Here is a 23,575-nt window from a genome sequence, read left to right as displayed (position 1 = left end):
TCGCATATGCGGCGGGCGCCTTCCGGAAATGCAGGACTGGGGTTGGCGGCCATGAGTGGTGACAACACGCTCAAGGAGGTGATCGGTCGGCTGGACAAGGCCATGTCCTCGCTTGAGGATGCGGTTGACGCCCGGCTGGAGCGGGATCGGGAATTTGTCGATTCCGATGCCGAAGTGCAGCGCATGAATGCCGATCGCGCGCGACTGGCCCAGGAAATAGACAAGTCCGAAGCGCGGGCCCAGCGGCTCGAAGAGGTGAACCGCGAGGTTTCGCGGCGTTTGGTCACGGCCATGGAAACGATCCGTGCCGTGCTGGATCGGTAGGGCGAAGCGATGGCACAGGTTACGGTCACCATTGACGGCAAGTCCTATCGCATGGCCTGCGATGAGGGGCAGGAAGATCATCTCGTCAATCTCGCGCAGCGTTTCGACCGCTACATCACGCATCTGAAAGACGCGTTCGGTGAGATCGGCGACCACCGTCTTGCGGTCATGGCCGGCATCATGGTCATGGACGAGCTGGTGGAACTGCAGAAGAAGACGCGCGGCATGGAGGGCGAGATCAACACGCTCCGCAAGACGCGCGACGAGGCGGTCAGCCAGGCTGACCGGAACGATTCCGCTGTCACCGGCATGCTGGGCGATCTTGCCACACGCATGGAAACTCTCGCCGACAAGCTTGCCGGCAAGCCGTAAAACGACGCATAAGCCTGTTTTCCCCGATTTGGGCAATGGCAAGTCAGGCACATGAAGAAACCAAGCAAGAACGATACCCGCGTCCAGCTCGCCGTCATCGGCGCCCCGCAGGGCCTGCGCGGCGAAGTGCGGGTGAAGACATTCACCGGCGATCCCCTGGCCATTGGCGATTACGGCCCGCTCTCCACCGGGGATGGCCGCACCCTGACCGTTCTGAATGTGCGCCCGGCCAAGAATGTGGTGGTGGCCCGCTTCGCCGAGGTGGATGACCGCACCGCCGCCGAGGCGTTGAACGGCACGGCTCTCTTTGTCGAGCGGGCCGCACTGCCCGCCGATCTTGAGGAAGACGAGTTTTATCATGCCGACCTGATCGGCCTTTCCGTCATCGACGGCGAGGGCGAGCGCGTTGGCAGGGTTCAGGCGCTGCATGATTTCGGCGGCGGCGACATCATGGAAGTCGCGCTGGCCGTGGGCGGAATGGCAATGGTTCCCTTCACGCAGGCTGCCGTGCCTCAGGTGCGCGTCTCCGAGGGACTCGTTGAGATTGACCGCGTCGCTGCCGGCCTTGTCGATGATGAGGATGCCGACGATCTGGACGATGCCGATGGTCTTGACGATGCGGGCGGGCCAGACAATCCAGACATGCCGGGCGATGGGGATGCGCCGTGAGTTTTCGCGCAACGATCCTCACTCTCTATCCCGAAATGTTTCCCGGTTCGCTTGACCTCTCGCTTGCCGGAAAGGCGCGCGAGGCCGGTCGCTGGTCTCTGGAAACGGTCCAGATCCGCGATTACGCCACGAGCAAGCACCGCAATGTCGATGACACGCCGGCTGGCGGCGGCGCAGGCATGGTCATGCGCGCCGACGTCTTGGCGCGCGCCATCGATGACGCCGCGCCGGCCGATGATCCGCGTCCCCGCCTTTTGATGAGCCCGCGTGGCCGCCCGCTCGACCAGCAGCGCGTGCGTGAGCTGGCGGCCGGTCCGGGCGCGGTCATTCTGTGCGGCCGTTTCGAGGGCGTTGACCAGCGTCTGATCGAGGCGCGCGGTCTCGAAGAGGTTTCCATCGGCGATTACGTGCTCTCCGGCGGCGAGCCGGCAGCGCTGGTTCTGCTCGATGCAGTGATCCGGCTTCTGCCCGGCGTCATGGGCAATGATGCGTCCGGCGAAGAAGAGAGCTTCGAGGGTGGTCTTCTGGAGCACCCGCAATACACGCGCCCGCAGCTCTTCGAGGATCGTCCGATCCCGGAGATCCTGTTGTCGGGCAATCATGCGAAAATCGCCGCCTGGCGGCGCGAAGAGGCCGAAAGGCTGACGCGCGAGCGCCGTCCCGATCTCTGGGCGGCTTATAAGGACGGCGGAAAGTGAAACGCCTTCTGCGGCTCGAGGGCGCATCTCTGGCGGTTCTCGCCCTTATTCTCTATCAGCTTTCCGGCGGCAACTGGTGGCTGTTCGCCATGCTTCTGTTTGCGCCGGATCTCGCCATGCTGGGCTATCTCGCAGGCCCGCGCGTCGGCGCATGGTGCTACAATCTCGTCCATGCCTGGCCTGCTCCGGTTTTCGTCTATCTCGTCGGACTGGTGCTGGACGCGCCGCTCGCCACGCATCTGGCGCTCATTCTCGCCGCCCATATCGGCGCAGACCGCGCGCTTGGCTACGGGCTGAAACATGAGAGCGGGTTTCGTGATACGCATCTGGGGCGGATCGGTTCGGACTGAGATTTCGGGCGCGGCAGCCGTCGTTCCATATTGATTCTCCCCGCAATGTCGTGTATGCGCACCCAACGTAACGGCTCCGGCCGGTTTGGATCTAACCAAAGAACACGTGAATTCGCTCCTGTTCCTCCTTTGGGAGGGCACTCTTCAGGCGGTGCACAACTGCCATTGGGATGAGCGCTCTGACGGTTCGAGAAGAACAAGAGGACAGTGAGATGGACATTATCCGTCAGCTTGAGGCCGAGCAGGCCGAGAAAATCGAAGCTCAGCGCAAGATTCCCGAATTCCAGCCCGGCGACACGGTTCGCGTTCTGGTTCGCATCACCGAAGGCACCCGCACCCGCGTGCAGGCCTATGAAGGTGTCTGCATTGCCCGCTCCGGCGCCGGCATCCACGAGAACTTCACCGTTCGCAAGATTTCCTACGGCGAAGGCGTCGAGCGCGTGTTCCCGATCTACTCCCCGCTCGTCGAGGGCGTAGAGGTGGTCCGCCGCGGTAAGGTTCGCCGCGCGAAGCTCTACTACCTGCGCGACCGTCGCGGTAAGTCCGCACGCATCACCGAGAACACCAGCGTCCGCGCCCGTCGTCTCAACGACTCCGTGCGTCAGGCTGCTGCCGAAGAAAAGGCGCGCATCGAAGCTGAGAAGCGCGCTGCCGCCGAGGCTCTGGCCGCCGAGAAGGCAGCTGAAGAAGCCGCCAAGGCGCAGGAAGCTGCTGCTGCAGAGAACAACGCCGAGTAGTCTCTCCGGCATTGGGTTTTTAAGAAAGGCGCACTTCGGTGCGCCTTTTTTGTTTTGATTGGTTTCCTTTACGGCGCTTGCCGCCATTCTGGCTCTTTTACTGGGAAACACTCTGCTTTAAGGAAAAGACCATCACCCGGCCGAGCATCGGTCCGCCACAGGGAGATTGGTCCATGACGTTGCGTACGTCCCTTCAGGCTGCGTCCTTCGCGGCTGCCGCTTTCATGTTTTCCGGTTTTGCCGTCGCTGCCGATACGCTGCCCGACCTTGAGGGTCGTGAAGTCGTGGTGGTCACGGAAAATGCCTACCCGCCGCTTCAGTTCATCGACCCCAAGTCGGGCGAGCAGATCGGCTGGGAATACGATGCGATGAACGAGATCGCCAAGCGTCTCAACTTCTCGCTCACCTACCAGAACACGAGCTGGGACGCGATGATCCAGTCGGTCGCCGACGGTCAGTACGACATCGGCATGACCGGCATCACCATTCGTGACGACCGCAAGGAAAAGGTGGATTTCTCCGCCCCCTATCTGCGCTCCGAAATGTTCATGCTGGTGCGCAGCGACGAAGACAATTTCTCCGACGCTGAAAGCTTCGCGGCCTATGAAGACGGTCTGGTGGGCGCGCAGCCCGGCACCTCGCCCTTCTACACTGCCGTCTACGAAGTGCTCGACGGCAACGAAGCCAATCCGCGCATCAAGCTTTTCGAGACCTTCGGCGCGTCCGTTCAGGCGCTTCGCTCCGGCGATGTCGACATGGTGCTGACCGACAGCACCGGCGGCCAGGGCTATGTCGATGCTTCCGATGGCGCTCTTCAGCTCTTCAACGAGGCCCTCGGCTCCGAGGATTTCGGCTTTATCTTCGCCAAGGGTTCCGATCTGGTCGAACCCGTCAACGCAGCGATCGCTGCCATGAAGGCCGACGGCACGCTCGACGCCCTCAACAAGAAATGGTTCCTTGAATACAAGATGGGTGAATAGGACGTGGTTGCCCCGCGTCCTGCCGGCCTGACCGGCCGCCCGTCGAGGAAACTCTAGAGCCCATGGCGGTGTCCGGTTCCAGACCCGCCGCCAAACGCGATTTCCCCTGGTGGCTTGTTGCCGCCGGGGTCATCGCCGTCGGCGTCGCAATCCTCATTGCCACCAGCGAACTCTACGCGCAGGTCTTCTCCATCGTTTCCAAGGGCATCGGCATCACCGTTTTCGTCACGGTGGTGGGCTTTGCGCTGGCCACGGCCGTCGGTCTTGGCATGGCGCTGATGAGCCTGTCCGGATCTCTGGTGCTGCGCCAGATCGCCCGTTTCTACGTGGAGATCATTCGCGGCGTCCCCGTTCTGGTGCTCCTGTTCTGGATCGCCTTTGCCGGTGTTCCGATCATCGTGACCGGCTGGAATGCGGTCACCGCGCCCTTGCAGGAGGCGGGCGTTCTCGGCGAGTTACGGGTGCGCGACATTTCGCTTCTGTGGCGTGCCATCATCGCGCTCACCATCGGTTATTCGGCCTTCATCGCCGAGGTTTTCCGCGCCGGCATCCAGTCGGTTGACGAAGGCCAGATCGAAGCCGCCAAGGCGCTCGGTCTGTCGCGCTTCCAGCGCTTCCGCCTCATTGTCCTTCCGCAGGCGATCCGCACCATCCTGCCGCCGCTCGGCAATGATTTCGTGGCGATGGTCAAGGACTCCTCGCTGGTCTCCGTGCTCGGCGTCGCCGACATTACCCAGATGGGCAAGATCTATGCGTCGGGTTCGTTTCGCTTCTTCGAAACCTACTCGATTGTCGCCTATATCTATCTCATCCTGACCATCGGCCTGTCGCTGGCCCTGCGCGGGCTGGAACAGCGCCTGCGCAAGAACCAGGCAAAGCGTTAGGGTCACGACCCTGGAGACCACCGCAACCGGGGCCGGCTGTCGCGCCCATGCCCCGGTAGCGCAATTCCTGCCGTCATGCGCGCATTGCGGCAGGCATTTGCTTTCTGCCGAAGACGCCCGGCACGGATAGATTGCCGAGCCCGGGAAAGGCTGGTATTAGCCCTCTCATGGAAGCACTTTTTGGAAATCCGGCCTACAAGGGCTTTGTTCTGCAGGACGTCAAGCGCCTGCCGGGCCGCTTCTTTGCGCGGGTTTCCGGCTCGCTTCTGAGCCGACTGCCTTAGGCGGACACGCCAACCGGCTCGGCCTTCCCGTCCGCAACGCGTCGCGGGAACGCAACGAGACAAGAGATTAGCCGGCCAGCCTTCCATTTCGCTCCGCTAGGGATGAACAAAATGACCAAAGCACGCACGCTCTACGACAAGATTTTCGACGACCACCTGGTTGATCAGCAGGACGACGGCACCTGCCTGCTCTACATCGACCGCCACCTCGTGCACGAGGTGACGAGCCCGCAGGCCTTCGAGGGCCTCCGCATGGCCAGCCGCGATGTGCGCCATCCGGAAAAGACGCTCGCCGTCGTCGACCACAACGTGCCCACCTCGCCCGACCGCAAGTTCGGCATCAAGAACGAGGAAAGCCGCATCCAGGTTGATGCGCTGGCAAAGAACGCCGCCGATTTCGGCATCGAATATTACGACGCCAATGACGAGCGTCAGGGCATCGTCCACATCGTCGGGCCGGAGCAGGGCTTCACTCTGCCGGGCATGACCATCGTTTGCGGCGACAGCCACACCTCCACCCATGGCGCGTTCGGCGCTCTGGCGCACGGCATCGGCACCTCCGAGGTCGAGCACGTTCTGGCCACGCAGACGCTCATCCAGCGTCGCGCCAAGAACATGCTGATCCAGGTCGATGGCGCGCTGCCTGCCGGCGTCACCGCCAAGGACATCATCCTTGCCATCATCGGCGAGATCGGCACCGCCGGCGGCACCGGCCACGTCATGGAATATGCCGGTGAGGCAATCCGCGCGCTTTCCATGGAAGGCCGCATGACCGTCTGCAACATGTCGATCGAAGGCGGCGCACGCGCCGGCCTCATCGCGCCGGACGAGACCACCTACGCCTACATCAAGGACCGCCCGCGCGCGCCGAAGGGCGATGCATGGGAGAAGGCGCTTGCCTACTGGGATTCGCTGCGCACCGATGAGGGCGCGGAGTATGACCGCATCGTTCGTCTCGATGCCGCCAACCTGCCGCCCATCGTCACCTGGGGTTCCTCGCCCGAGGATGTCATCTCCGTCACCGGCGTCGTGCCGAACCCGGACGACATCGCCGAGGAGACCAAGCGTATCTCCAAGAAGCGCGCGCTTGAGTATATGGGTCTGACGCCGGGCACGAAGATCACCGACATCGCCGTCGACCGCGTCTTCATCGGCTCCTGCACCAATGGCCGCATCGAGGATCTGCGCGAAGCCGCGAAGGTCGCCGAGGGCCAGAAGGTCAAGGACAGCGTCAACGCCATGATCGTGCCGGGCTCCGGCCTCGTGAAGGCGCAGGCCGAGGCCGAAGGTCTCGACAAGATCTTCAAGGCTGCCGGCTTTGACTGGCGTGAGCCGGGCTGCTCCATGTGCCTTGCCATGAACGACGACCGCCTGAAGCCGGGCGAGCGCTGCGCTTCCACCTCGAACCGCAACTTCGAGGGCCGTCAGGGCTTCAAGGGCCGCACGCATCTCGTGTCGCCGTCCATGGCCGCCGCTGCCGCCATCGCCGGTCACTTCGTCGACATCCGCGAGTGGCCGAAGGGCTGATCCGCGCACCGCATCGCGCACCAATAAAAAAGGCCGGTCCCAGCGACCGGCCTTTTCTTTTGCTGTCTTGAAACGATGAACCGCTCTAGAGCGTTTCCGCTTTTCGCTGAGTCTTGAAAACGCTCTAATTCATTGTTTTCGTGCAATTCCGGACGGAAAACCGGTTCCCACTTTTCCTGGAATTGCTCTAGTGCGTCGACTGCGCCGCGCGAACCTTGGCCACGTCCTCCGCCGAGATGGCGGCTGCGTCATTGCCCCAGGAGGAGCGCAGGAAGTTGACGAGTTCGGCAACCTCCGCGTCGTCCAGACGCTCTGCATAGCCCTGCATCACGAGCTTCATCGGCCGCTTCTCGGTCGAGGGAACCTCTGCGCCATTCAGAATGACGGAGATCAGCGGGCCAACCTCGGCGCTCACCACCATCGGGTTGTTCTCGAGCTCCGGGAAGATCTCCGGCGCGCCTTTGCCGGTCACGAAGTGACAGCCCGAGCAATTGTCGAGATAGAGGCGCGGTCCGAGCGGCATGTCCGGGCTGGCTTCCGTCAGCATGGCTGCGGTTTCTTCACCTGCCGCATCCGCTTCTGGCTGCGGCATCGCCTTCATCACGCCGGCCACCTCGGTGGTCTCCGCATCCTTGCCCTTAAGGAAGGCGGCGATGGCGAGATTGTCCGCGTCGGTCAGATGCTGGAGCGAATGCTCCACCACCAGCGCCATTTCGCCATTGGCGGCAGAATGCGCGTTGCGGCCGGTGGCCAGATAGTTTGCCGTCTCTTCAACGCTCCAGCCCGCAATGGTCGAATTGGGACCATAAAGCGCCGGCGCTTCCCAGCCGTCGATCACGCCGCCGGCGAGGAACGTCTTCTGGCTCGCCGTCACACCGTCCTGCATCATCAGCTCGTTGCGCGGGCTGTGGCAGGCGGCGCAATGGCCCGCACCCTCCACCAGATACTGCCCGCGATCCTGCATCTCCGATGCGCCCAGCGGCTTGAACCCGGCCTCATGCGAGAGCGCCATCCAGTTCCAGGCGCGCAGGCCCCAGCGCTGGTTGAACGGGAAGGCGAGTTGCGTCGCCTGCACCCGGTTCTCCACCGGCTCCACACCGTTCATGAGATAGTCGTACAGCGCGCGGATGTCCGCCTCGCTCATGAAGCGGAAGTTCTCATACGGCATGGCCGGATAGAGATGCGTGCCGTCCGGCATCAGGCCGTCGACCATGGCCGCGCGGAAATCGTCAAGCGACCAGCCGCCGATACCGGTCTTCGGATCGGGCGTGATGTTGGTGGACCAGATCGTGCCCATGGGGCTTTCGATGGGGCGGCCGCCGGCCAGCGGTTCGCCGCCTTCCGCCGTGTGGCAGGCCACGCAGTCGCCCGCATACATCACATACTGGCCCTGGCCCTCTTCCGGCTGCCAGTCGGCCGCCAGGTTCTGGGTGGGGGCGGAGCGTTTCACCGGAACGAACACGAATGCCAGAAGGGCGATGACGCCCACCACAACGAGCCCGGCGAGGATTCTGAGAAAGGTTTTCATCTGTATGCTCCTCAGACCAGCGGACGCGGATTGGGCAGATACTGGGTGCGGATCGCCTGAACCGTCCAGTAAGCCAGGCCGCCGAGCAGGCCCGTCGGGTTGTACTGCGTGTTCTGCACGAAATTGCCTGCGCCCATGACGAAGACATTGTGCTTGTCCCAGGCCTGGCAGTAGCGGTTGACGACACCTTCCTGCGGGGTTTCCGACATGATGTGGCCGCCGGTGTTGTGCGTCGTCTGGTAGGGGCGCACGTCATAATGCGCGCCCGGTCCCTTGAAGCCGACCTGCATGATGTCCGGGTTCATGGATTTGGCGAGCGGCTCCATCTTGCTCTTCATGAACTGGTTCATGCGCAGATCATTGTCGTGCCAGTCGAAGGTCATGCGCATCAGCGGACGGCCATGACGGTCCGTATAGTTCGGATCGAGGTCGAGATAGTTGTTCGCATAGGCAAGGTTCGAGCCGTGCGAGCCGATCGACATGGCGTGGCCGTACCAGCGCCCGATGCCCTCTTTCCAGCCTGCGCCCCATGCGGGCGTGCCCTTGGGCAGCGGCATGTTGCGGATAGGCTGGCCGTTGAACGTGCCCGAGCGCCAGTAAGCGCCGCCAATGAAGCCTTCTTCGCCGAAATCGATCTGGTTGATCGCGAAATCGTCGATGCAGGTGCCGTTGGCGCCATGCCCGACGAACGGGTTGAAATTGTCGTCCTCGAAGAACATCGAGATGCCGCCATTCATCTGGTAGGCATAGTTCTTGCCGGTAACGCCCTTGCCCGTGGCCGGGTCATAGGGTTCGCCGATGCCGGAGACGAGCATCAGGTGCACATTGTTCAGCTGATAGCTCGACAGGATCACCAGATCCGCCGGCTGGAACACCTCTTCCTGCGCTTCCTCATCGAAATAGGTCACGCCCGTCGCCGTCTTGCCGTCTTCGGCCATTTCCACCCGCAGCACTTCGCAATGGGTGCGGTAGGAGAAGTTCGGCTTGCGCTTCAGCGCATCGAGGATCGTCGTCTGCGGCGAAGATTTCGAATACTGGTAACAGCCATAGCGCTCGCAGAAGCCGCAGAAATTGCACGGCCCCATCTGCATGCCATAGGGGTTCACATAGGCGGTGGAGGCGATGCCCGCCGGCGCAGGGAAGGGATGGTAGCCCGACGCGATACAGGCATCGTGGAACTTCTGGCTGTCCCATGTGCGCGGCAGCGGCGGCATCGGGAAGTCCTCGGAGCGCCAGCCCTCGAACGGGTTGCCGCCTTCGCGGATCTCGCCGTTGAGATTGCCCGCATAGCCGGAAATGCCCGCCACTTTCTCGAACTGCGTGAAATACGGCTCGAGTTCGTCATAGCTCACCGGGTAATCGCCGATGGTCATGTCTTCGGCAATGATATCCTCGCCCCAGTTTTCGATGACGTAGGATTTCAGCTTCAGCTCTTCCGGCATCGGACGCCAGTTGAGGCCGTTCCAGTGGGTGCCTGCGCCGCCAACGCCATTGCCCGGCAGGAAGGAGCCGAGCTTGCGGTAGGGGCGGGCGGTCTCGTCTTCATTGCGACGCACCGTCACCGTCTGCTGGCTCAGCTTCTGCATCATTTTCAGACGCACGCCGTATTTCAGCTCATCAATCTGGTTGGGATACTTGAAGTTCGGCACGGTCGACTGGTCCGGGCCGCGCTCCAGCGCGACGATCTCAAGGCCGTCCTGCGCCAGCTCGATGCCGGCGATGGCGCCGGTCCAGCCCAGGCCGACGATGACGACGTCTTTCTTCTTTTCCTGACGCGCCATGATCAAGCCCTCTCGCCGCTGATGGAAACCGGTCCGAGCGGATATCTGATGTTGTGGCGCTCGGGCCATTCGCGGAATGCGGCGCGTGCGCCGGGAAAGCCGATATAGACCCACGACTGCATGCCGTGATTGCCGCCATACATCGGGTCGGCGAAATAGCCTTCCTTCGTGTTGGCAAGCAGAATGGAGAAGAAGTCGCGCACCTCCGGCTGCAGTTCCACATCGCCGTTCTGCAGCGCAGTCAGCGCCTCGTCCTGCTGGCTGGCTTCAAGCCCGGCGAAGACGTCGCCATGGGTTTTTGAGCACCAGGCGTCGAAGGCTGGAATGGCCTGACGGTAGACTTCGGCAGGCGTCAGCGGCGTCTGCCAGCCCAGTTGAGGCGAAGCGGACGCATCGTGCGGGCCTTCCATGTACCAGTCTTCGGCGCTGCCATAGTCGCCTGCGAGCTGGCGGTCGATGAACACGGGAACGCGCGCCTCGATCGCGCCGGGACCGTCGCCTTCGGACGGGATGAGCCGCGCGGTCGCGGCCATCACGAACGCCCATTCGGCGTCGTTCAGAAATTCACGCTTGTAGTCTTCGAGGGAAACCGGGGCTTCGGCCTTCTCGGCGCTTGCACTGGTCGCGAGCGCGGAAAGGGCCACGCCAGCTGCAGAGCCTTTGAGAAAGCTTCTGCGGCTGGGCAGACCGGGAATGTCAGTCATGGGAAGGTGTCCTGCCAGCGGGTTGAACATCAATCTGCCTGGGAAAGGCAGCATGTTCCTCTCCTAGGACGAGCCCGCTCGACAAACAACTTCAATTTATTGCTCCAGAAAACATAACGCGACGTAATGTTTTTTCATTCAGTGAATTGTATCGATTTAAACTTCGTTTTTTAAATCCTTGGTTGTGGGAGTAATTTTATTCTTCAGAGGATTGTTTTGTTTTTTATTTCGATAATTTTATTTCGCAGGAGGGGATTCGAATCGCTGACGATTTTTTATTTCCCAGAACTTCTGTGATTTTCATCTCCCCCGTCAGCGGAAAGAAGCGCCCGCCGGCCTGTGTGCGCATATAGCTGCGCACCGTTGTTTCCTTCAGGTCCAGCGGGCCGCTTGTGCAGCCGCCATTGATCGAGACGCTGATCGAGCCCTTGCCTTCCGTTGCATCTTCGGCCCGCGCCGCGCGGGCTCTGGCCTGTGCAGCCCTGAAGCGCTGCCGGTCTTCTGCCGCGATGGCGGCGGAGAGGACATGCTCATTGGGCTTCAACGCCTGACCGAAGCCCGCAGGCTCCTTGTCTTCGATCACCGTCAGCACGAAGCGTTCATCGAAAGCCCTGTTCTTGTCCTCGCTCGCGAGCGCCATGCGCAGCATCACGTCTCCCTGCCTCAGATGAAGCGTCCTGTCCGTTTTGACCGCCACGGCGATGCCTGCCGGGTCGGCGCTGAGCGGATCAAACTTTGACAGTTCGTAAAGCGTGCGGGGATTGCCCGAAACACAGGCGGAAAGCGCGGCAGCGCAGAAGACGCCGGCAAGGCTTGTCACGGTGCGTTTGCGAAAAAACATCGGTATGGCCCTTTTCATGAGAAACGAATCGAGATAATTAATTATCGTAATACATTAATTAATTCAATCAAACGGAGATTGGTATGCAAGACGTGACGCGCCTGCGGCGGCTCAGCCGGCTGATGCAGGGCATTGTTCTGGTGTGCGGGGCTTTGATCGCCCTTGCGGTGGCCTTGTTCTTCTTCGCGTCGCTGAACGACGCAGTGTTCTTTGAGGAACAGGTGCGGGAGAAGCTCGACCTGTCAGGCCCGCTTGTGTTCACCTCGTCTGCGGTTGCCATCACCGCAGCGCTGATTGCCATCCAGCTTGGTCTTCTGTTTGCCGCGCTCTATAGCGTCTGGCGCATGTTCGGTGCGTTTTCTGCCGAAGAGCCGCTTTCGGGCGAATCCGCGCACTGGATGGGGCGCGCCAGCACGGCCTTTGTCGCCTTGGCCGCCGGCGGCATTCTCCTGCGCATGCTGATGATCCTGGCGCTCACCATGGGCAATCCGCCGGGAGAAAAGATGCTGACGCTCGGTTTCGGCAGTTCGGAGCTGCTGACGCTTCTCATTGCCTGCATCATGTACATGACGGGCCGGCTCATGGCTGTTGCGGCCGATGTCCGCGCCGAACAGCGCGACTTCGTGTGATCGCCATGCCGATAGTCGTCAATCTGGATGTCATGCTGGCGCGCCGCAAGATGCGCTCCAAGGAACTCGCCGAGATGATCGGCATTACGGAGCAGAATGTGTCCCTGCTCAAGTCCGGCAAGGTGCGCGGTGTGCGCTTCGAGACGCTGGAAAAAATCTGTCAGGCGCTCGACTGTCAGCCTGGCGACCTGCTCGAATTTCAGCCTGCACCCGAGGAAGGCTGAGAAGACAGGCTTTAGACAGCGCAGCGGGCGTGAACTCCGGGTTCACGCCCGTTTCTGTTGAAGGGGGCTCTGTCCAGGCGCCGCCTTCAACGCCCCCTTCTCCCCGCGAGCGGGGAGAAGGTGAGGATGAGGGGCGAGCGCCAGGTTCTGTGAACCAGCAATACGGCGAGGTTCTCATGCGCCGCGCCAGCCCCTCATCCCCCCTTGCCGGCCCCTGCCGGGACCTTCTTCCCGCCGGCGGGGAGAAGGAAGCCCTCATATTGCTCTAGTTCCGCGCCAGTTTCAGCGGGCCGGTGACGAGGCGATAATCCTTCATCTGCTCGGGCGTCAGATAGTAGAGGGCGCGCGGTGGCGTATCGAGCGCGTGCAGCCAGAGCGCCGGGTCAACGCCCATCTCGTCCAGATGGCGGGAGATCCGGGCCGTGATGATCTGGGCACCGGCCATCGCCTGCGCCGGGTTGTTCATTTCTTCCGCTGCATAGAACTGGTGCACGCCAATGGCGGCCCTGTCTCCGGCCTGCCGCTCCACGCCGCCGGCCAGAATGAGCGGGCATGACGAGGCGCAGATCGCGCCATCGGCAACACTGGTCGCCAGATTGCGTTCCCGCACCAGGCGGGAAATCGCCATCGCGTCCTCAAGCGAACCGCCGGGCGAATTGAGCGCCACATGCGTCACATATTCGCCGCGCGCCTCCAGCTCGCTCTCAAAGCGCGCCGCCGCCCCCTGGTCGATTGCGCCATTGGCGGCCAGCACGCCGCCCGCCTTCAGCGTGAAGCTGATCGGGTCACGCAGCGCATCGCGATCCGTCCGCACGAACCGGCGCGGATCGGCCGACTGTTCGCGCGCGCCATGCGTTTCCACCGCCGGCGGCAGAACCGTCACGCTGCGCTTCATCGGGTCGGCGCTCTCTGCCGGCCAGAGCCCGCCATTGCGGTCCACCATCTCGCGCAGATCCATGCCCAGCACGGCAGCCGAGCCAATCAAAACGCCCACAAAGGCCCAGCGCATCAGCTTGCCGTCATCGAAGCGGCTGAAATAGCGCATCAGAAGGCCGCGCTGCGGTTTCTCGTCGAGGGAAGCCAGATGGTCGCTCATGGTTCCTGCCGTTTGCGGTCGGTGAGTGTGGAAAGCGGGGTGATGTTGCGCGCCGGCTGCGGCTCGGCCTCGGGCGGAACAGGCTGCGCTTCTGTCGGTTCGGGCGGTGTTTGCGTCTCCGCAGCAGCCTTGCGGGCCACGATCGCGTCATGCAGCTCGAGCGAGCGCATCATGTCCGCCGCCGTGATCCGGTCTGCCGGGGTCAGCTCGGCCTCGCCCCGGCGGATCGAGGCGAACACCACTGCAAGCACGCCCACCAGAACAGCCGGCAAAAGGTCGATGGAGATCGCGCCTGCCCAGCTCGGCAGGAAGCTGCCTGCGTAGCGCAGCACGGCTTCAGCCGAGGAAAGCGGCACATAGCGGCGCTCCGCCACTTTCGGCTGTGCGAGAATTTCCTCCGCCGCATCCGACAACGCCTTGGACTGGGCGGCGACCGAGCTGCGCACCGTCGCCATCACCGCATCCTGACGGTCTGCCAGATCGCCCGAGCGGCCATCCGCAACCGGCGCGATGAAGCCGGCGGAAAGATCCGCAGCCGCGCGCGCCACGGAGGGCGCGATGGAGGTCTGCTCCAGCGCGGCGATCACGCCCGCCAGCGCCACGGCTTCCTCCGCGAAACGGTCGGAGCGCGGCTGGATGGGGCCGGGGGCCGAAACCAGCGTGCGCATTTCCGCAAGCCGTTCCTGCCCGCGCTGAAACTGCTCGCTCACCGTCTCGCGTGAATTCTGGATCGTGCTTTCCAGCTCGCGCATTTGCGCAGACATCTGGGTCAAAAGCTGCACCACGCTGCCCGAGCCCGACGTGCCGGTCAGCGCGCCGGAATTGCGCTCCTCTTCGGCAAGCCGCGAGAAGCGTTCCGCCGCGCGCTGAATGTCGGGCAGCAGGGATAACGCGCCCAGCGCATTGGAATGAGCCTGATCGAGATCGCCCGTATAGTCTTCCAGCGTTTCCGCCAGATGCTGCTCCACCGCAGCCGAGCCGGCCAGCGCGGCCGCGTTCAGCCAGGAGGACATGGCCACGATCATCAGGCAGCCCACGCCCATCACGCCGAACAGCGCCATGCGCGAGCCCGCGTCGCGCATTTCCGGCAGAAAGCGGATGAGATAGGTCCAGAACCCGTAAATGCCGACCGAAACCGCCGCCGAATAGATGACGGCGGCGAGAAACACGAGCGTCGCGGTGCCGTCCAGCAGGCTGCGCACGCCGAGATAGGTGTAGACACCGCTTGCCAGCGCCAGCGTCGCCAGCACGAAGCGGGTCATGGTCTGCATCTGGTCGATATGGCCGCGCAGCGCGCGGGCGGTTTCGGCCTCTCGGCTCATGGGGCCTCCCGTGCTCGCCTGTTCCGGTTTTAATGGTTCAGCGGCAGGGCGCGACCAGAACCGGCAACACGCCGTCTGGCAGGCCATACATGTAGCTGCGGCCCTTGATCAGCACGCCCTCGGTGCACGGGTTTGCCCGGCGCAGATAGAGCTTGCCGCCGTCGCGCTCCAGATAGGCTGTCTCGCGCGGTGTTTCGAGGTCGAGCGCCTGATAGTCGCCGGCCATATAGCCCTTGCCGACCATGATGCGCTTGAAACCCGCGCGGCTCTCGATCACCAGATTGCCATAGGCGTCCGCATAGACGCGGCCCTGGCCTGCGCCATCAAAACTGCCGGCCAGCGCCGGCGCAGTCGTCGCTGCGGCCGCAAGGGCCGCGGCCACGAATAAAGATCGTAAAGGCATGCGCCATCGCTCCTTAAATCCTCGTGGCCCCCTCGATCTTCATACATTAAGCTTTTCTTAACCTTTGTCACGTCGAGCATGCAGCGCGAACATGCCGATTGACAGACGTGGTTAATTTCGGGGAAGGGTGCTCCATGGGCGAGAATCATCAGATCGACATCAATCCGCTGCGTCTCAAGGATGCGCATGTTCTGGCGCCGCTTCTGGCGGCTTACACGCAGTCGCTGAAGCGCGGTGCGCCGCGCCGCCCCGACGAATATTACGCCGAGACGCTTTTGCAGGACCGCGCGGTCGAAGTCGTTGGCGCAAGCCTTGATGGCGCGCTGGTCGGCTTTGCGCTGTTCTACGACCTGCCGGACCCGGTGTCGGGCATGCGGCACGGCCTCGTCGATCATCTGTTCGTGCACCACGATCACCGCCGCAAGGGCATCGGCAAGGCGCTGGTCGATGTGATCGCCGACCAGGCCGAAGAGCGTGGCTGGGCCCGTCTGGCGCTCAATGCGCCGCGTCAGCCGGATGAAGGGCGCAAGCTCTACGAGGCGCTGGCCGCCCCCGCCGACTGGACCACGCATGTCATTCGTTTCGACCAGGGTGCGGATCGGTCCCCCGGCTCGGACGCGCAATAGAGGCATTATGAAATCTACAGGAACGACCTTCATGCGGCTGCGCCAGCGCGGCCTTTCAGGGCTTGTGGCCATTTGCTGTGCGGGCATTCTCGCCGGCTGTGTCGCCGCAACGCCTGAAAAGCCGGATGCCGCGAAGCCGGCCTTCACCGGTCCCGTCACGCTCACCTGCGATGACGGCATGCAGATGAGCATCACCCCGAAGGGCTCGAGCATTTCCGTCGTCAGCCCGCGCGGGCTGGAGCTGGAGCTGCCGGCGTCGCCGCCCGGCCAGCACGTTCGTTTTGGTGAGTCGCTTTATGCCGTCGTGATTGAGGGCGGCGAGGCGCTCTGGATGGTCAGCGGCAAGGTGCCGATCACCTGCCGTCGCTGATTTGGAGGTCGCCGCGCGAAAAATCCTCTTCAATCGTTTGAAGCCGCGCAATGCCGCTCGCCACGCGTTACACCTGCGATATATTCGTTGAAGGGAACGCTGTTGCGGCTTTGACGCACTGCAAAAACCGCATTAGAAAGCCACAGCCGCAGGGCGCGAGTTCGGGATACGATATCGCTCTCGCAACAGCCACCCCGCCGCGCCGGTATCGAATTGGGGAAGCCATGAGCAAATCCACAACTGTCAAAGCCAGGCCGCTTTCACCGCACCTGCAAATCTATCGCCCGATTCCGACGATGGTCATGTCGATCGTGCACCGCATCACCGGCGGCGCGCTTTATTTCGGCATGGTGCTCTTCGTCATCTGGCTGGCCGCCGCCGCCGGTTCGAAGGAAACCTTCGACCTGGTCAACGGCATTTACGGCTCCTGGTTCGGCCGCATCGTCCTGTTCGGCTTCACCTGGGCCATGATCCATCACCTGATCGGCGGTCTGCGCCATCTCGTGTGGGACACGGGCCGCGGCCTCGAAAAGGCCACCGCGACGAAAATGGCCAAGGCCACCATCGCCGCTTCCATCGTGCTCACCATTCTCGTGTGGGTCATCGGCTACGCCGTTCGTGGAGGATTTTGATCATGAGCGACATGCGCACACCGCTTAACCGCGTTCGCGGCCTCGGCTCCGCCAAGGAAGGCACGGATCACTTCTGGCGTCAGCGCCTCACCTCCGTGGCCAACGTCCCGCTCGTCATCTTCTTCATCGGCTTCGTCATCGCCATCAATGGCGCATCCTATGAAGAGGTCCGCGCGACCATCGCCAACCCAGTCATCACCGTGCTTCTGGCGTTCGCGCTCCTGTCGGTGCTCTACCACATGAAGCTCGGCATGCAGGTCATCATCGAGGATTACATCCACGCAGAGGGCTGCAAGGTCGCCCTGATGATCGGCAACATCTTCTTCACCCTCATTCTGGGCGTCGTCTCCCTCTTCGCCCTTCTCAAGATCGCCTTCGGAGGCTGAACCCGGTTATGGCAAAGGCAACAGATAAAAAGGCGGCAGACGCCTACACCTATGTCGACCACAAGTTCGACGTTGTCGTCGTCGGCGCTGGCGGCGCAGGTCTGCGCGCCACGCTCGGCATGGCCGAGCAGGGGCTGAAGACGGCCTGTATCACCAAGGTCTTCCCGACCCGCTCGCACACGGTCGCCGCCCAGGGCGGCATCGCCGCGTCGCTCAAGAACATGGGCCCCGACCACTGGCAGTGGCACCTCTATGACACGGTGAAGGGTTCCGACTGGCTCGGCGATGTCGACGCCATGGAATATCTCGCCCGTGAGGCGCCCGCCGCCGTTTACGAGCTCGAGCATTACGGCGTGCCCTTCTCGCGCACCGAGGAAGGCAAGATCTACCAGCGGCCGTTCGGCGGCCACATGCAGAACTTCGGCGACGGCCCGCCCGTGCAGCGCACCTGTGCTGCGGCAGACCGCACCGGCCACGCCATCCTGCACACGCTCTACGGCCAGTCCGTCAAGAATCACGCAGAGTTCTTCATCGAGTATTTCGCGCTCGATCTCATCATGACCGACGGTGTCTGCACCGGCGTCGTGGCGTGGAACCTTGAAGACGGCACGATCCATCGCTTCTCCGCCAAGATGGTGGTTCTGGCGACGGGCGGTTATGGCCGCGCCTTCTTCTCCTGCACCTCCGCCCACACCTGCACGGGCGACGGCAACGGCATGGTCGCCCGCGCCGGCCTGCCGCTGCAGGACATGGAGTTCGTGCAGTTCCACCCGACCGGCATTTACGGCGCTGGCTGCCTCATCACCGAGGGTGTGCGCGGCGAGGGCGGCTATCTGGTCAACTCCGAGGGCGAGCGCTTCATGGAGCGTTATGCGCCGTCGGCGAAAGACCTTGCCTCCCGCGACGTGGTTTCGCGCTGCATGACCATCGAGATCCGTGAAGGCCGCGGCGTCGGCAAGAACAAGGATCACATCTACCTGCATCTCGATCACCTGGACCCGGCGGTCATTCACGAGCGCCTGCCCGGCATCGCCGAATCGGCCCGCATCTTCGCTGGCGTCGATGTGACCCGCGAGCCGATCCCGGTCCTGCCGACCGTCCACTACAATATGGGCGGCATCCCGACCAACTACTGGGGTGAGGTGCTGAACCCGACGAAGGACGATCCGGATGCGATCGCGCCGGGCCTGATGGCCGTCGGCGAGGCCGCCTGCGCCTCCGTGCACGGTGCAAACCGTCTCGGCTCCAACTCGCTGATCGATCTGGTCGTGTTCGGCCGCGCCGCCGCCATCCGCGCCGGTGAGGTTGTCGACCGCGATGCGCCGGTTCCGGCGCTCAACGAGGCCGCCTGCGACAGGATCATGGAGCGCTTCGACCGCCTGCGTAACGCCAACGGCTCCCAGCCGACGGCAGAGCTGCGCGAGAAGATGCAGCGCGCCATGCAGGAAGACGCCGCCGTGTTCCGCACCCAGGAATCGCTGGAGCAGGGCTGCGAGCGCATCACTGCAGTCTGGAAAGAGCTTCCCGACATCAAGGTCACCGACCGCTCGATGATCTGGAACTCCGATCTCATGGAAGCGCTGGAGCTGGAAAACCTGATGGCCAACGCCATCACCACCGTCTTCGGCGCCGAGGCGCGCAAGGAAAGCCGTGGCGCACACGCCCGCGAGGACTACAAGGATGGTCCGATGGGCGGTCGCAACGACGAGGACTGGCGCAAGCACACCCTGTCCTGGGTCGATGAGAGCGGCAAGGTGACGCTGGACTATCGTCCCGTCCACACCGACCCGATGCTGAAGCCGGAAGACGGCGGCATCGATCCCAAGAAAATCGCGCCCAAGGCGCGGGTTTACTGAGCCGAGGAAGTCATGGTCGAAATCACCCTTCCCAAGAATTCCCGTGTCCAGGAGGGCAAGGTCTGGCCGAAGCCCGAGGGCGCGACCAACCTGCGCGAGTATAAGATCTACCGCTGGTCGCCGGACGATGAAGCCAATCCCCGCGTCGACACCTATTATGTCGACATGGACGATTGCGGGCCGATGGTCCTCGACGGGCTGATCTACATCAAGAACAAGATCGATCCGACGCTGACCTTCCGCCGTTCCTGCCGCGAGGGCATTTGTGGCTCCTGCGCCATGAACATTGACGGCACCAACACGCTGGCCTGCACCAAGGGCATGGATGAGGTTGCTCAGGACGCGGTCAAGATCTACCCGCTGCCGCACATGCCGGTGGTCAAGGATCTGGTGCCGGATCTCAGCGTGCCCTACGCGCAGCTCTCCTCCATCGAGCCGTGGCTGCAGACGGTCACGCCCGAGCCCGCGACCGAGTGGAAGCAGAGCCATGAGGACCGTACCAAGCTCGACGGGCTTTACGAGTGCATCCTGTGCTTCTGCTGCCAGACCTCGTGCCCGAGCTACTGGTGGAATGGCGAGCGCTATCTCGGCCCTGCCGTGCTGCTTCAGGCCTATCGCTGGCTGATCGATTCGCGCGACGAGAAGACGGGCGAGCGCCTCGACAATCTGGAAGATCCCTTCCGGCTCTATCGTTGCCACACGATCATGAACTGTACGCAGGCCTGCCCGAAGGGCCTGAACCCGGCCAAGGCCATCGCCAACATCAAGAAGATGATGGTGGAGCGCCGCGTCTAGCGCAATTCCAGGAAAAGCGGGAACCGGTTTTCCGTCCGGAATTGCGAAGACAAACAGAGAGAGCGGAGCGGCGTTTCCATGAAACGGTGTTCCGCGTCCAACCGGGGTGCCTTTGCCCGTATGGGTGAAAGGCTTTCAGATCAGATTGACGGGCTGGCTTTTGCCGGCCCGTTTTCGTTTCCGCTTCTCGGAATCCCGGCCCCCTGTCAGGCCGCGCTCGGCCAGCGTGGGTGCAGGTCGTCGATCACATAGGCATGACGGTGCTTCCCGCCTGTCCTGTGTTCGCGCAGATGCGGGTGATCCGGCGCAAGTTCCGGATGCTCATGCGGAATGTCCGCTGCCTCCTCTGCCGGCCAGAATTTTACGGCAAGCACGATGGCGACTGCCGCGATCGCGGCCATCACCAGGAAGGTGGCTTCAAGGCCGATGCGCGCGCCAAGCTGCCCCGCCAGCGGATATGAGACAAGCCAGCAGGCATGCGACAGCGCGAACTGTGCGGCAAAGATCGCCGGACGGTCTTCCGGCTGCGCCGAGCGTCGTAACAGCCGGCCTGAGGGCGTTTGCGCGGCGCTGTAGCCGATGCCGATCACCAGCCAGAGCGGCAGCAGGGCCGCATAGCTGTTCACCGCCGCTCCAAGTGCGGTGCCGACGGTCAGGATAACCGCCCCCGCGATCATCACGGGCCGGTCTGCAACCCGGTCCAGCAATTGCGGCAGCACCAGCGCGGCCACCATTGAGCCGCTGCCAAAGGCTGCGAAAGCCCAGGCGACTTCCACCTCGCTCAGGCCGAACCGCGCCTGCACGATAACCACCGTGTTCACGATCACCATCGCGCCCGCCGACGCTACGGCAAGACTGATCGCCAGCAGGCCGCGCAGTCTGGGTGTGGCGAGATAGATCCGCATCCCCCGTGTCGTGCGTTCGGCAAAGCTGCGGCGCGTTTTGGCCGTGGCTGCGGGCAGTGTGATGCTGAGAATCAAAACCGCCGAAACCAGAAAGCCGGCCACCGTCCCTGCAAACAGATAATGGAAGCTGATCACGGTCAGGAGTGCGGCTGCGAGCATCGGCGAGATCAGGTTTTCCAGATCATAGGCCAGCCGCGAAAGCGAAAGGGCGCGGGTGTATTCCTCCTCGTCCGGCAGAATGTCGGGAATGACCGCCTGAAAGGTCGGCGTGAAACTTGCCGAGGCCACCTGCAACAGGAAGATCAGAACATAGATCTGCCAGACCTCGGTGATGAAGGGCAGCGAGAGCGCCACCGCCGCGCGAAACACATCCAGCGACACGAGCAGCGCGCGCCGGGGCAGATTGTCCGACAGCGCCTGCGCCACCGGCGCAACGCCCACATAGGCAATCATCTTGATGGCCAGCGCCGTTCCCAGCACCGCGCCCGCATCCGCTCCGGCCAGTTCATAGGCAAGCAGTCCCAGTGCCACGGTCATCAGCCCGGTTCCCAGAAGGGCGATCACCTGCGCGGTGAAAAGCCGGCTATATGTCTGGTTTCTGAGAATGCCGAGCATCGTCTTCCTGCCTGCGCGTTCGTCGGGTCGCGATACTGCCTCCCGGCAGCCTGTGTGTCCATGGCGGCATGCCGTTGCGGGAAGGTGGCCCGCCACCGCGTCACCTCACGCAAGCGTGTAGCGGCTTGATTTGAATTCGTCGCCCGGCGCGGTAGCTCTGTGCGGGAACACAGGAGAGACTTTCATGTTGCGACGTTCCCTTTTGGCTGCTGCCTTTTCCTTCACCGCCATGGTGGCGGTGTCGCAGCCGGCATCGGCTGAAAAGCAGACGGCCATTTTCGCCGGCGGCTGCTTCTGGTGTGTCGAGGCGGATTTCGACAAGGTGCCGGGCGTGCTCGACACGGTGTCCGGCTATGCCGGCGGCAGGACCGAGAACCCCACCTACCGCAATTACGCTTCGGGCGGGCACCGTGAAGTGGTGAAGATCGATTTTGACGATGCGAAGGTCAGCTATGACCGGTTGCTGGAAATTTTCTTCCGCTCGGTCGATCCCACCGATGCCGGCGGCCAGTTCTGTGACCGGGGCGAAAGCTATTCCACCGCTGTCTATGCGCTGAACGACAAACAGAAGGCCGCTGCCGAAAAGGCAAAGGAAGAGGCCAATGCGGCGCTTGGCGGCGCGGTCGTCACGCCGGTTCTTGGCGCGGCCACTTTCTGGCCGGCGGAAGACTATCACCAGAACTACTATCAGAGCGACGAGCGCATTCTCTCCCGCTTCGGACTGGTGAAGAAGAAGGATGCCTATAAGGGGTATCGCAAGGGCTGTGGCCGCGATGCGCGCGTTGAGCAGGTCTGGGGCGACGCCGCCTTCACCGGCATAAAGTAATTCTCATCCGGCAGGGCGGGCGGGTTGTTCCCCGCCCGTCGTCCAAGCTTGGATCAGAGCCTTATCCCGCAGCGTCGTTCCGCGCGGCGTCGATGCGTTCAAAGGCAATCTCCGCCGCAACGTCATTGGTTGGCCGCTTCTGCGCTTCCGCGCGCTCGAAGATGTCGGTCAGCGTTTCGGGGATCTTCGCCACTTTCGCCATGGTCGCCTCGCGGTCATAGCCGCCGGGTGCGAGTTCCGCCGCCACATTGATCAGCCCGCCGGCATTGATCACATAGTCGGGCGCATAGAGTACGCCGCGCTCCATAAGAAGCCGGGCGTCTTCATGGTTCACGAGCGGGTTGTTGGCCGCGCCCGCAACGATCTTCGCCCCAAGCAGGGGGATCGTTTCTGCCGAAAGCACGCCGCCCAGCGCGCAAGGGGCGAACACATCCGCCTCCACCTGCAGGATCGCATTGAGCGCGACAGGCTCTGCGCCGAACGCCTCTTTCGCCTGTTCCATGCGGGCTGTGTCGATGTCGGTCACAGAAAGCCGCGCGCCTTCCGCATGCAGTTTCTCGCACAGCGTCCAGCCGACCGAGCCCAGTCCCTGAACGGCCACATGCACGCCCTCAAGTGTGTCGACGCCGCGATGCTTCAGCGCCGCTTTCACGCCCAGGAAAACGCCATGCGCCGTCACGGGCGAGGGGTTGCCGCTGCCGCCCACCGTGGTGCCCGTCACATTGGGGGTGCGGGCGCGCAGGAAGTCCGCATCGGCGACCGTGAAGCCCACATCCTCGCCGGTGAAGAACTGGCCTTCCAGTGCGGCCAGCATCTCGGCATAGGCTTCCAGAAGAGCCGGCGTCTTGTCGGTCTTGGAATTGGCAATGATCAGCGCCTTGCCGCCGCCGAACGCCATGCCCGCCACGGCTGATTTGAAGGTCATGCCGCGCGAGAGGCGTAAAACGTCCGTGAGGGCGGCCTCGAAGGTTTCGTGCGGCCACACGCGCGTGCCGCCCAGCCCGGGGCCAAGCACCGTGTTGTGGATCGCCACGATGGCGTTCAGGCCGCGTTCCTCATCGCGGCCGTGCCAGACGCCCTCGTGATTGTCGAACGCGTCCAGCTTCGCGGCCTTAGCCGTGATGTCGGTGATTGTGAGTGTCGATTTCTGCGCCGCGGTTTTCAGGGTCCGCGGTGTGTGGGTCTGCAGCATGCCATTCCTCCCGAACGAC

The 23,575-nt window shown here is 63.0% G+C and carries 27 protein-coding genes; 18 read left to right on the top strand and 9 right to left on the bottom strand.

The window, feature by feature from the left end; all coding sequences use genetic code 11:
- Positions 1-51 precede the first annotated feature (51 nt).
- The 9 genes from JYP46_RS09960 (at position 52) to leuC (ending at position 6,825) form a co-directional block, all read left to right on the top strand.
- Positions 52-324, top strand: a complete 273-nt coding sequence (locus JYP46_RS09960) for a DUF4164 domain-containing protein (protein ID WP_206545668.1) — start codon at positions 52-54, stop codon at positions 322-324.
- Positions 325-333: 9 nt separating this feature from the next.
- Complete coding sequence (locus tag JYP46_RS09955) at positions 334-696, top strand: cell division protein ZapA (protein WP_206545669.1); 363 nt, start codon at positions 334-336, stop codon at positions 694-696.
- Positions 697-747: 51 nt separating this feature from the next.
- Positions 748-1,365 carry a ribosome maturation factor RimM gene (gene rimM / locus JYP46_RS09950; RefSeq protein WP_206548016.1) on the top strand — a complete coding sequence of 206 codons (618 nt, stop codon included), beginning with the start codon at positions 748-750 and terminating at the stop codon, positions 1,363-1,365.
- Positions 1,362-2,063, top strand: coding sequence for a tRNA (guanosine(37)-N1)-methyltransferase TrmD (gene trmD, locus JYP46_RS09945; protein WP_206548015.1), 702 nt, complete (start codon positions 1,362-1,364; stop codon positions 2,061-2,063). Before rimM ends, trmD begins: the two co-directional genes overlap by 4 nt.
- Positions 2,060-2,413: a DUF4260 domain-containing protein gene (locus JYP46_RS09940; RefSeq protein WP_206545672.1), complete on the top strand. Its 354-nt coding sequence runs from the start codon at positions 2,060-2,062 to the stop codon at positions 2,411-2,413. The genes trmD and JYP46_RS09940 overlap by 4 nt, the downstream gene beginning before the upstream one ends.
- A 212-nt stretch (positions 2,414-2,625) precedes the next feature.
- Positions 2,626-3,150, top strand: a complete 525-nt coding sequence (gene rplS, locus JYP46_RS09935) for a 50S ribosomal protein L19 (protein ID WP_113153484.1) — start codon at positions 2,626-2,628, stop codon at positions 3,148-3,150.
- Between the two features lie 173 nt (positions 3,151-3,323).
- Positions 3,324-4,130 carry a transporter substrate-binding domain-containing protein gene (locus JYP46_RS09930; RefSeq protein WP_206545673.1) on the top strand — a complete coding sequence of 269 codons (807 nt, stop codon included), beginning with the start codon at positions 3,324-3,326 and terminating at the stop codon, positions 4,128-4,130.
- A gap of 62 nt (positions 4,131-4,192) precedes the next feature.
- A complete protein-coding gene (locus JYP46_RS09925) occupies positions 4,193-5,014 on the top strand; it encodes an amino acid ABC transporter permease (RefSeq protein ID WP_113153482.1) in 822 nt (273 codons plus the stop codon).
- A 395-nt stretch (positions 5,015-5,409) separates the two neighbouring features.
- Entirely contained in the window at positions 5,410-6,825 is a 1,416-nt protein-coding gene (gene leuC, locus JYP46_RS09920) for a 3-isopropylmalate dehydratase large subunit (protein ID WP_113153480.1), read from the top strand.
- Positions 6,826-7,012: 187 nt separating this feature from the next.
- On the opposite strand, the gene JYP46_RS09915 is transcribed toward leuC, so the two are convergent.
- The 4 genes from JYP46_RS09915 to JYP46_RS09900 form a co-directional block, all read right to left on the bottom strand.
- The gene (locus JYP46_RS09915; RefSeq protein ID WP_206548014.1) at positions 7,013-8,353 is read right to left on the bottom strand and encodes a cytochrome c; all 1,341 of its coding nucleotides are present in this window, start codon (positions 8,351-8,353) and stop codon (positions 7,013-7,015) included.
- Positions 8,354-8,364: 11 nt separating this feature from the next.
- Positions 8,365-10,134 carry a GMC family oxidoreductase gene (locus JYP46_RS09910; RefSeq protein WP_113153478.1) on the bottom strand — a complete coding sequence of 590 codons (1,770 nt, stop codon included), beginning with the start codon at positions 10,132-10,134 and terminating at the stop codon, positions 8,365-8,367.
- Positions 10,135-10,136: 2 nt separating this feature from the next.
- Positions 10,137-10,838, bottom strand: a complete 702-nt coding sequence (locus tag JYP46_RS09905) for a gluconate 2-dehydrogenase subunit 3 family protein (RefSeq protein ID WP_206548013.1) — start codon at positions 10,836-10,838, stop codon at positions 10,137-10,139.
- Between the two features lie 223 nt (positions 10,839-11,061).
- The gene (locus JYP46_RS09900; RefSeq protein ID WP_206545678.1) at positions 11,062-11,679 is read right to left on the bottom strand and encodes a hypothetical protein; all 618 of its coding nucleotides are present in this window, start codon (positions 11,677-11,679) and stop codon (positions 11,062-11,064) included.
- An 83-nt stretch (positions 11,680-11,762) separates the two neighbouring features.
- Between JYP46_RS09900 and JYP46_RS09895 the strand changes: the two genes are divergently transcribed.
- Together JYP46_RS09895 and JYP46_RS09890 are read left to right on the top strand one after the other, a co-directional pair.
- Positions 11,763-12,308, top strand: coding sequence for a DUF2975 domain-containing protein (locus JYP46_RS09895; protein ID WP_206548012.1), 546 nt, complete (start codon positions 11,763-11,765; stop codon positions 12,306-12,308).
- Positions 12,309-12,313: 5 nt separating this feature from the next.
- Positions 12,314-12,532 carry a helix-turn-helix domain-containing protein gene (locus tag JYP46_RS09890; RefSeq protein ID WP_206545680.1) on the top strand — a complete coding sequence of 73 codons (219 nt, stop codon included), beginning with the start codon at positions 12,314-12,316 and terminating at the stop codon, positions 12,530-12,532.
- Between the two features lie 265 nt (positions 12,533-12,797).
- Here JYP46_RS09890 and JYP46_RS09885 read toward each other — a convergent pair whose 3' ends face one another.
- From JYP46_RS09885 to JYP46_RS09875, 3 genes are read right to left on the bottom strand one after another with little or no spacing between them, the layout of a single operon-like run.
- On the bottom strand, positions 12,798-13,577 hold the full coding sequence (locus JYP46_RS09885; RefSeq protein ID WP_206548110.1) for a COG3904 family protein: 780 nt from the start codon (positions 13,575-13,577) through the stop codon (positions 12,798-12,800).
- A gap of 47 nt (positions 13,578-13,624) precedes the next feature.
- Positions 13,625-14,950 carry a hypothetical protein gene (locus JYP46_RS09880; protein WP_206545681.1) on the bottom strand — a complete coding sequence of 442 codons (1,326 nt, stop codon included), beginning with the start codon at positions 14,948-14,950 and terminating at the stop codon, positions 13,625-13,627.
- Between the two features lie 37 nt (positions 14,951-14,987).
- Entirely contained in the window at positions 14,988-15,353 is a 366-nt protein-coding gene (locus JYP46_RS09875; protein ID WP_113153473.1) for a hypothetical protein, read from the bottom strand.
- Between the two features lie 134 nt (positions 15,354-15,487).
- Here JYP46_RS09875 and JYP46_RS09870 point away from each other — a divergent pair, with 134 nt between their 5' ends.
- From JYP46_RS09870 to JYP46_RS09845, 6 genes are all read left to right on the top strand, one after another.
- Complete coding sequence (locus JYP46_RS09870; RefSeq protein ID WP_113153472.1) at positions 15,488-15,979, top strand: GNAT family N-acetyltransferase; 492 nt, start codon at positions 15,488-15,490, stop codon at positions 15,977-15,979.
- Positions 15,980-15,986: 7 nt separating this feature from the next.
- Positions 15,987-16,349 (top strand): hypothetical protein, encoded by a 363-nt coding sequence (locus JYP46_RS09865; RefSeq protein ID WP_113153471.1) that lies wholly within the window; start codon positions 15,987-15,989, stop codon positions 16,347-16,349.
- A gap of 224 nt (positions 16,350-16,573) precedes the next feature.
- Positions 16,574-16,981: a succinate dehydrogenase, cytochrome b556 subunit gene (sdhC, locus tag JYP46_RS09860; protein ID WP_113153470.1), complete on the top strand. Its 408-nt coding sequence runs from the start codon at positions 16,574-16,576 to the stop codon at positions 16,979-16,981.
- Between the two features lie 2 nt (positions 16,982-16,983).
- The gene (sdhD, locus tag JYP46_RS09855; RefSeq protein ID WP_113153469.1) at positions 16,984-17,367 is read left to right on the top strand and encodes a succinate dehydrogenase, hydrophobic membrane anchor protein; all 384 of its coding nucleotides are present in this window, start codon (positions 16,984-16,986) and stop codon (positions 17,365-17,367) included.
- Positions 17,368-17,375: 8 nt separating this feature from the next.
- Positions 17,376-19,223 carry a succinate dehydrogenase flavoprotein subunit gene (sdhA, locus tag JYP46_RS09850; RefSeq protein ID WP_113153468.1) on the top strand — a complete coding sequence of 616 codons (1,848 nt, stop codon included), beginning with the start codon at positions 17,376-17,378 and terminating at the stop codon, positions 19,221-19,223.
- 12 nt (positions 19,224-19,235) lie between these two features.
- Entirely contained in the window at positions 19,236-20,018 is a 783-nt protein-coding gene (locus JYP46_RS09845) for a succinate dehydrogenase iron-sulfur subunit (protein WP_113153467.1), read from the top strand.
- 206 nt (positions 20,019-20,224) lie between these two features.
- Here the strand turns inward: JYP46_RS09845 and JYP46_RS09840 are convergent, their stop codons facing one another.
- On the bottom strand, positions 20,225-21,538 hold the full coding sequence (locus JYP46_RS09840) for an MFS transporter (protein WP_206548011.1): 1,314 nt from the start codon (positions 21,536-21,538) through the stop codon (positions 20,225-20,227).
- A gap of 184 nt (positions 21,539-21,722) precedes the next feature.
- On the opposite strand from JYP46_RS09840, the gene msrA reads away from it, so the two are divergent.
- Positions 21,723-22,364 (top strand): peptide-methionine (S)-S-oxide reductase MsrA, encoded by a 642-nt coding sequence (gene msrA, locus JYP46_RS09835; RefSeq protein WP_222474038.1) that lies wholly within the window; start codon positions 21,723-21,725, stop codon positions 22,362-22,364.
- Between the two features lie 61 nt (positions 22,365-22,425).
- Here the strand turns inward: msrA and JYP46_RS09830 are convergent, their stop codons facing one another.
- Complete coding sequence (locus JYP46_RS09830) at positions 22,426-23,556, bottom strand: Glu/Leu/Phe/Val family dehydrogenase (RefSeq protein ID WP_206548010.1); 1,131 nt, start codon at positions 23,554-23,556, stop codon at positions 22,426-22,428.
- Between the last annotated feature and the right edge of the window lie 19 nt (positions 23,557-23,575).

Origin of the sequence: Nitratireductor aquimarinus, assembly GCF_017255295.1 — a bacterium.
In the GTDB taxonomy this organism is placed as follows: Bacteria; Pseudomonadota; Alphaproteobacteria; order Rhizobiales; family Rhizobiaceae; genus Nitratireductor; species Nitratireductor aquimarinus.
The sequence above is the reverse complement of the archived record's forward strand: the minus strand, read 5'-3'. Positions and strand labels throughout refer to the sequence as shown.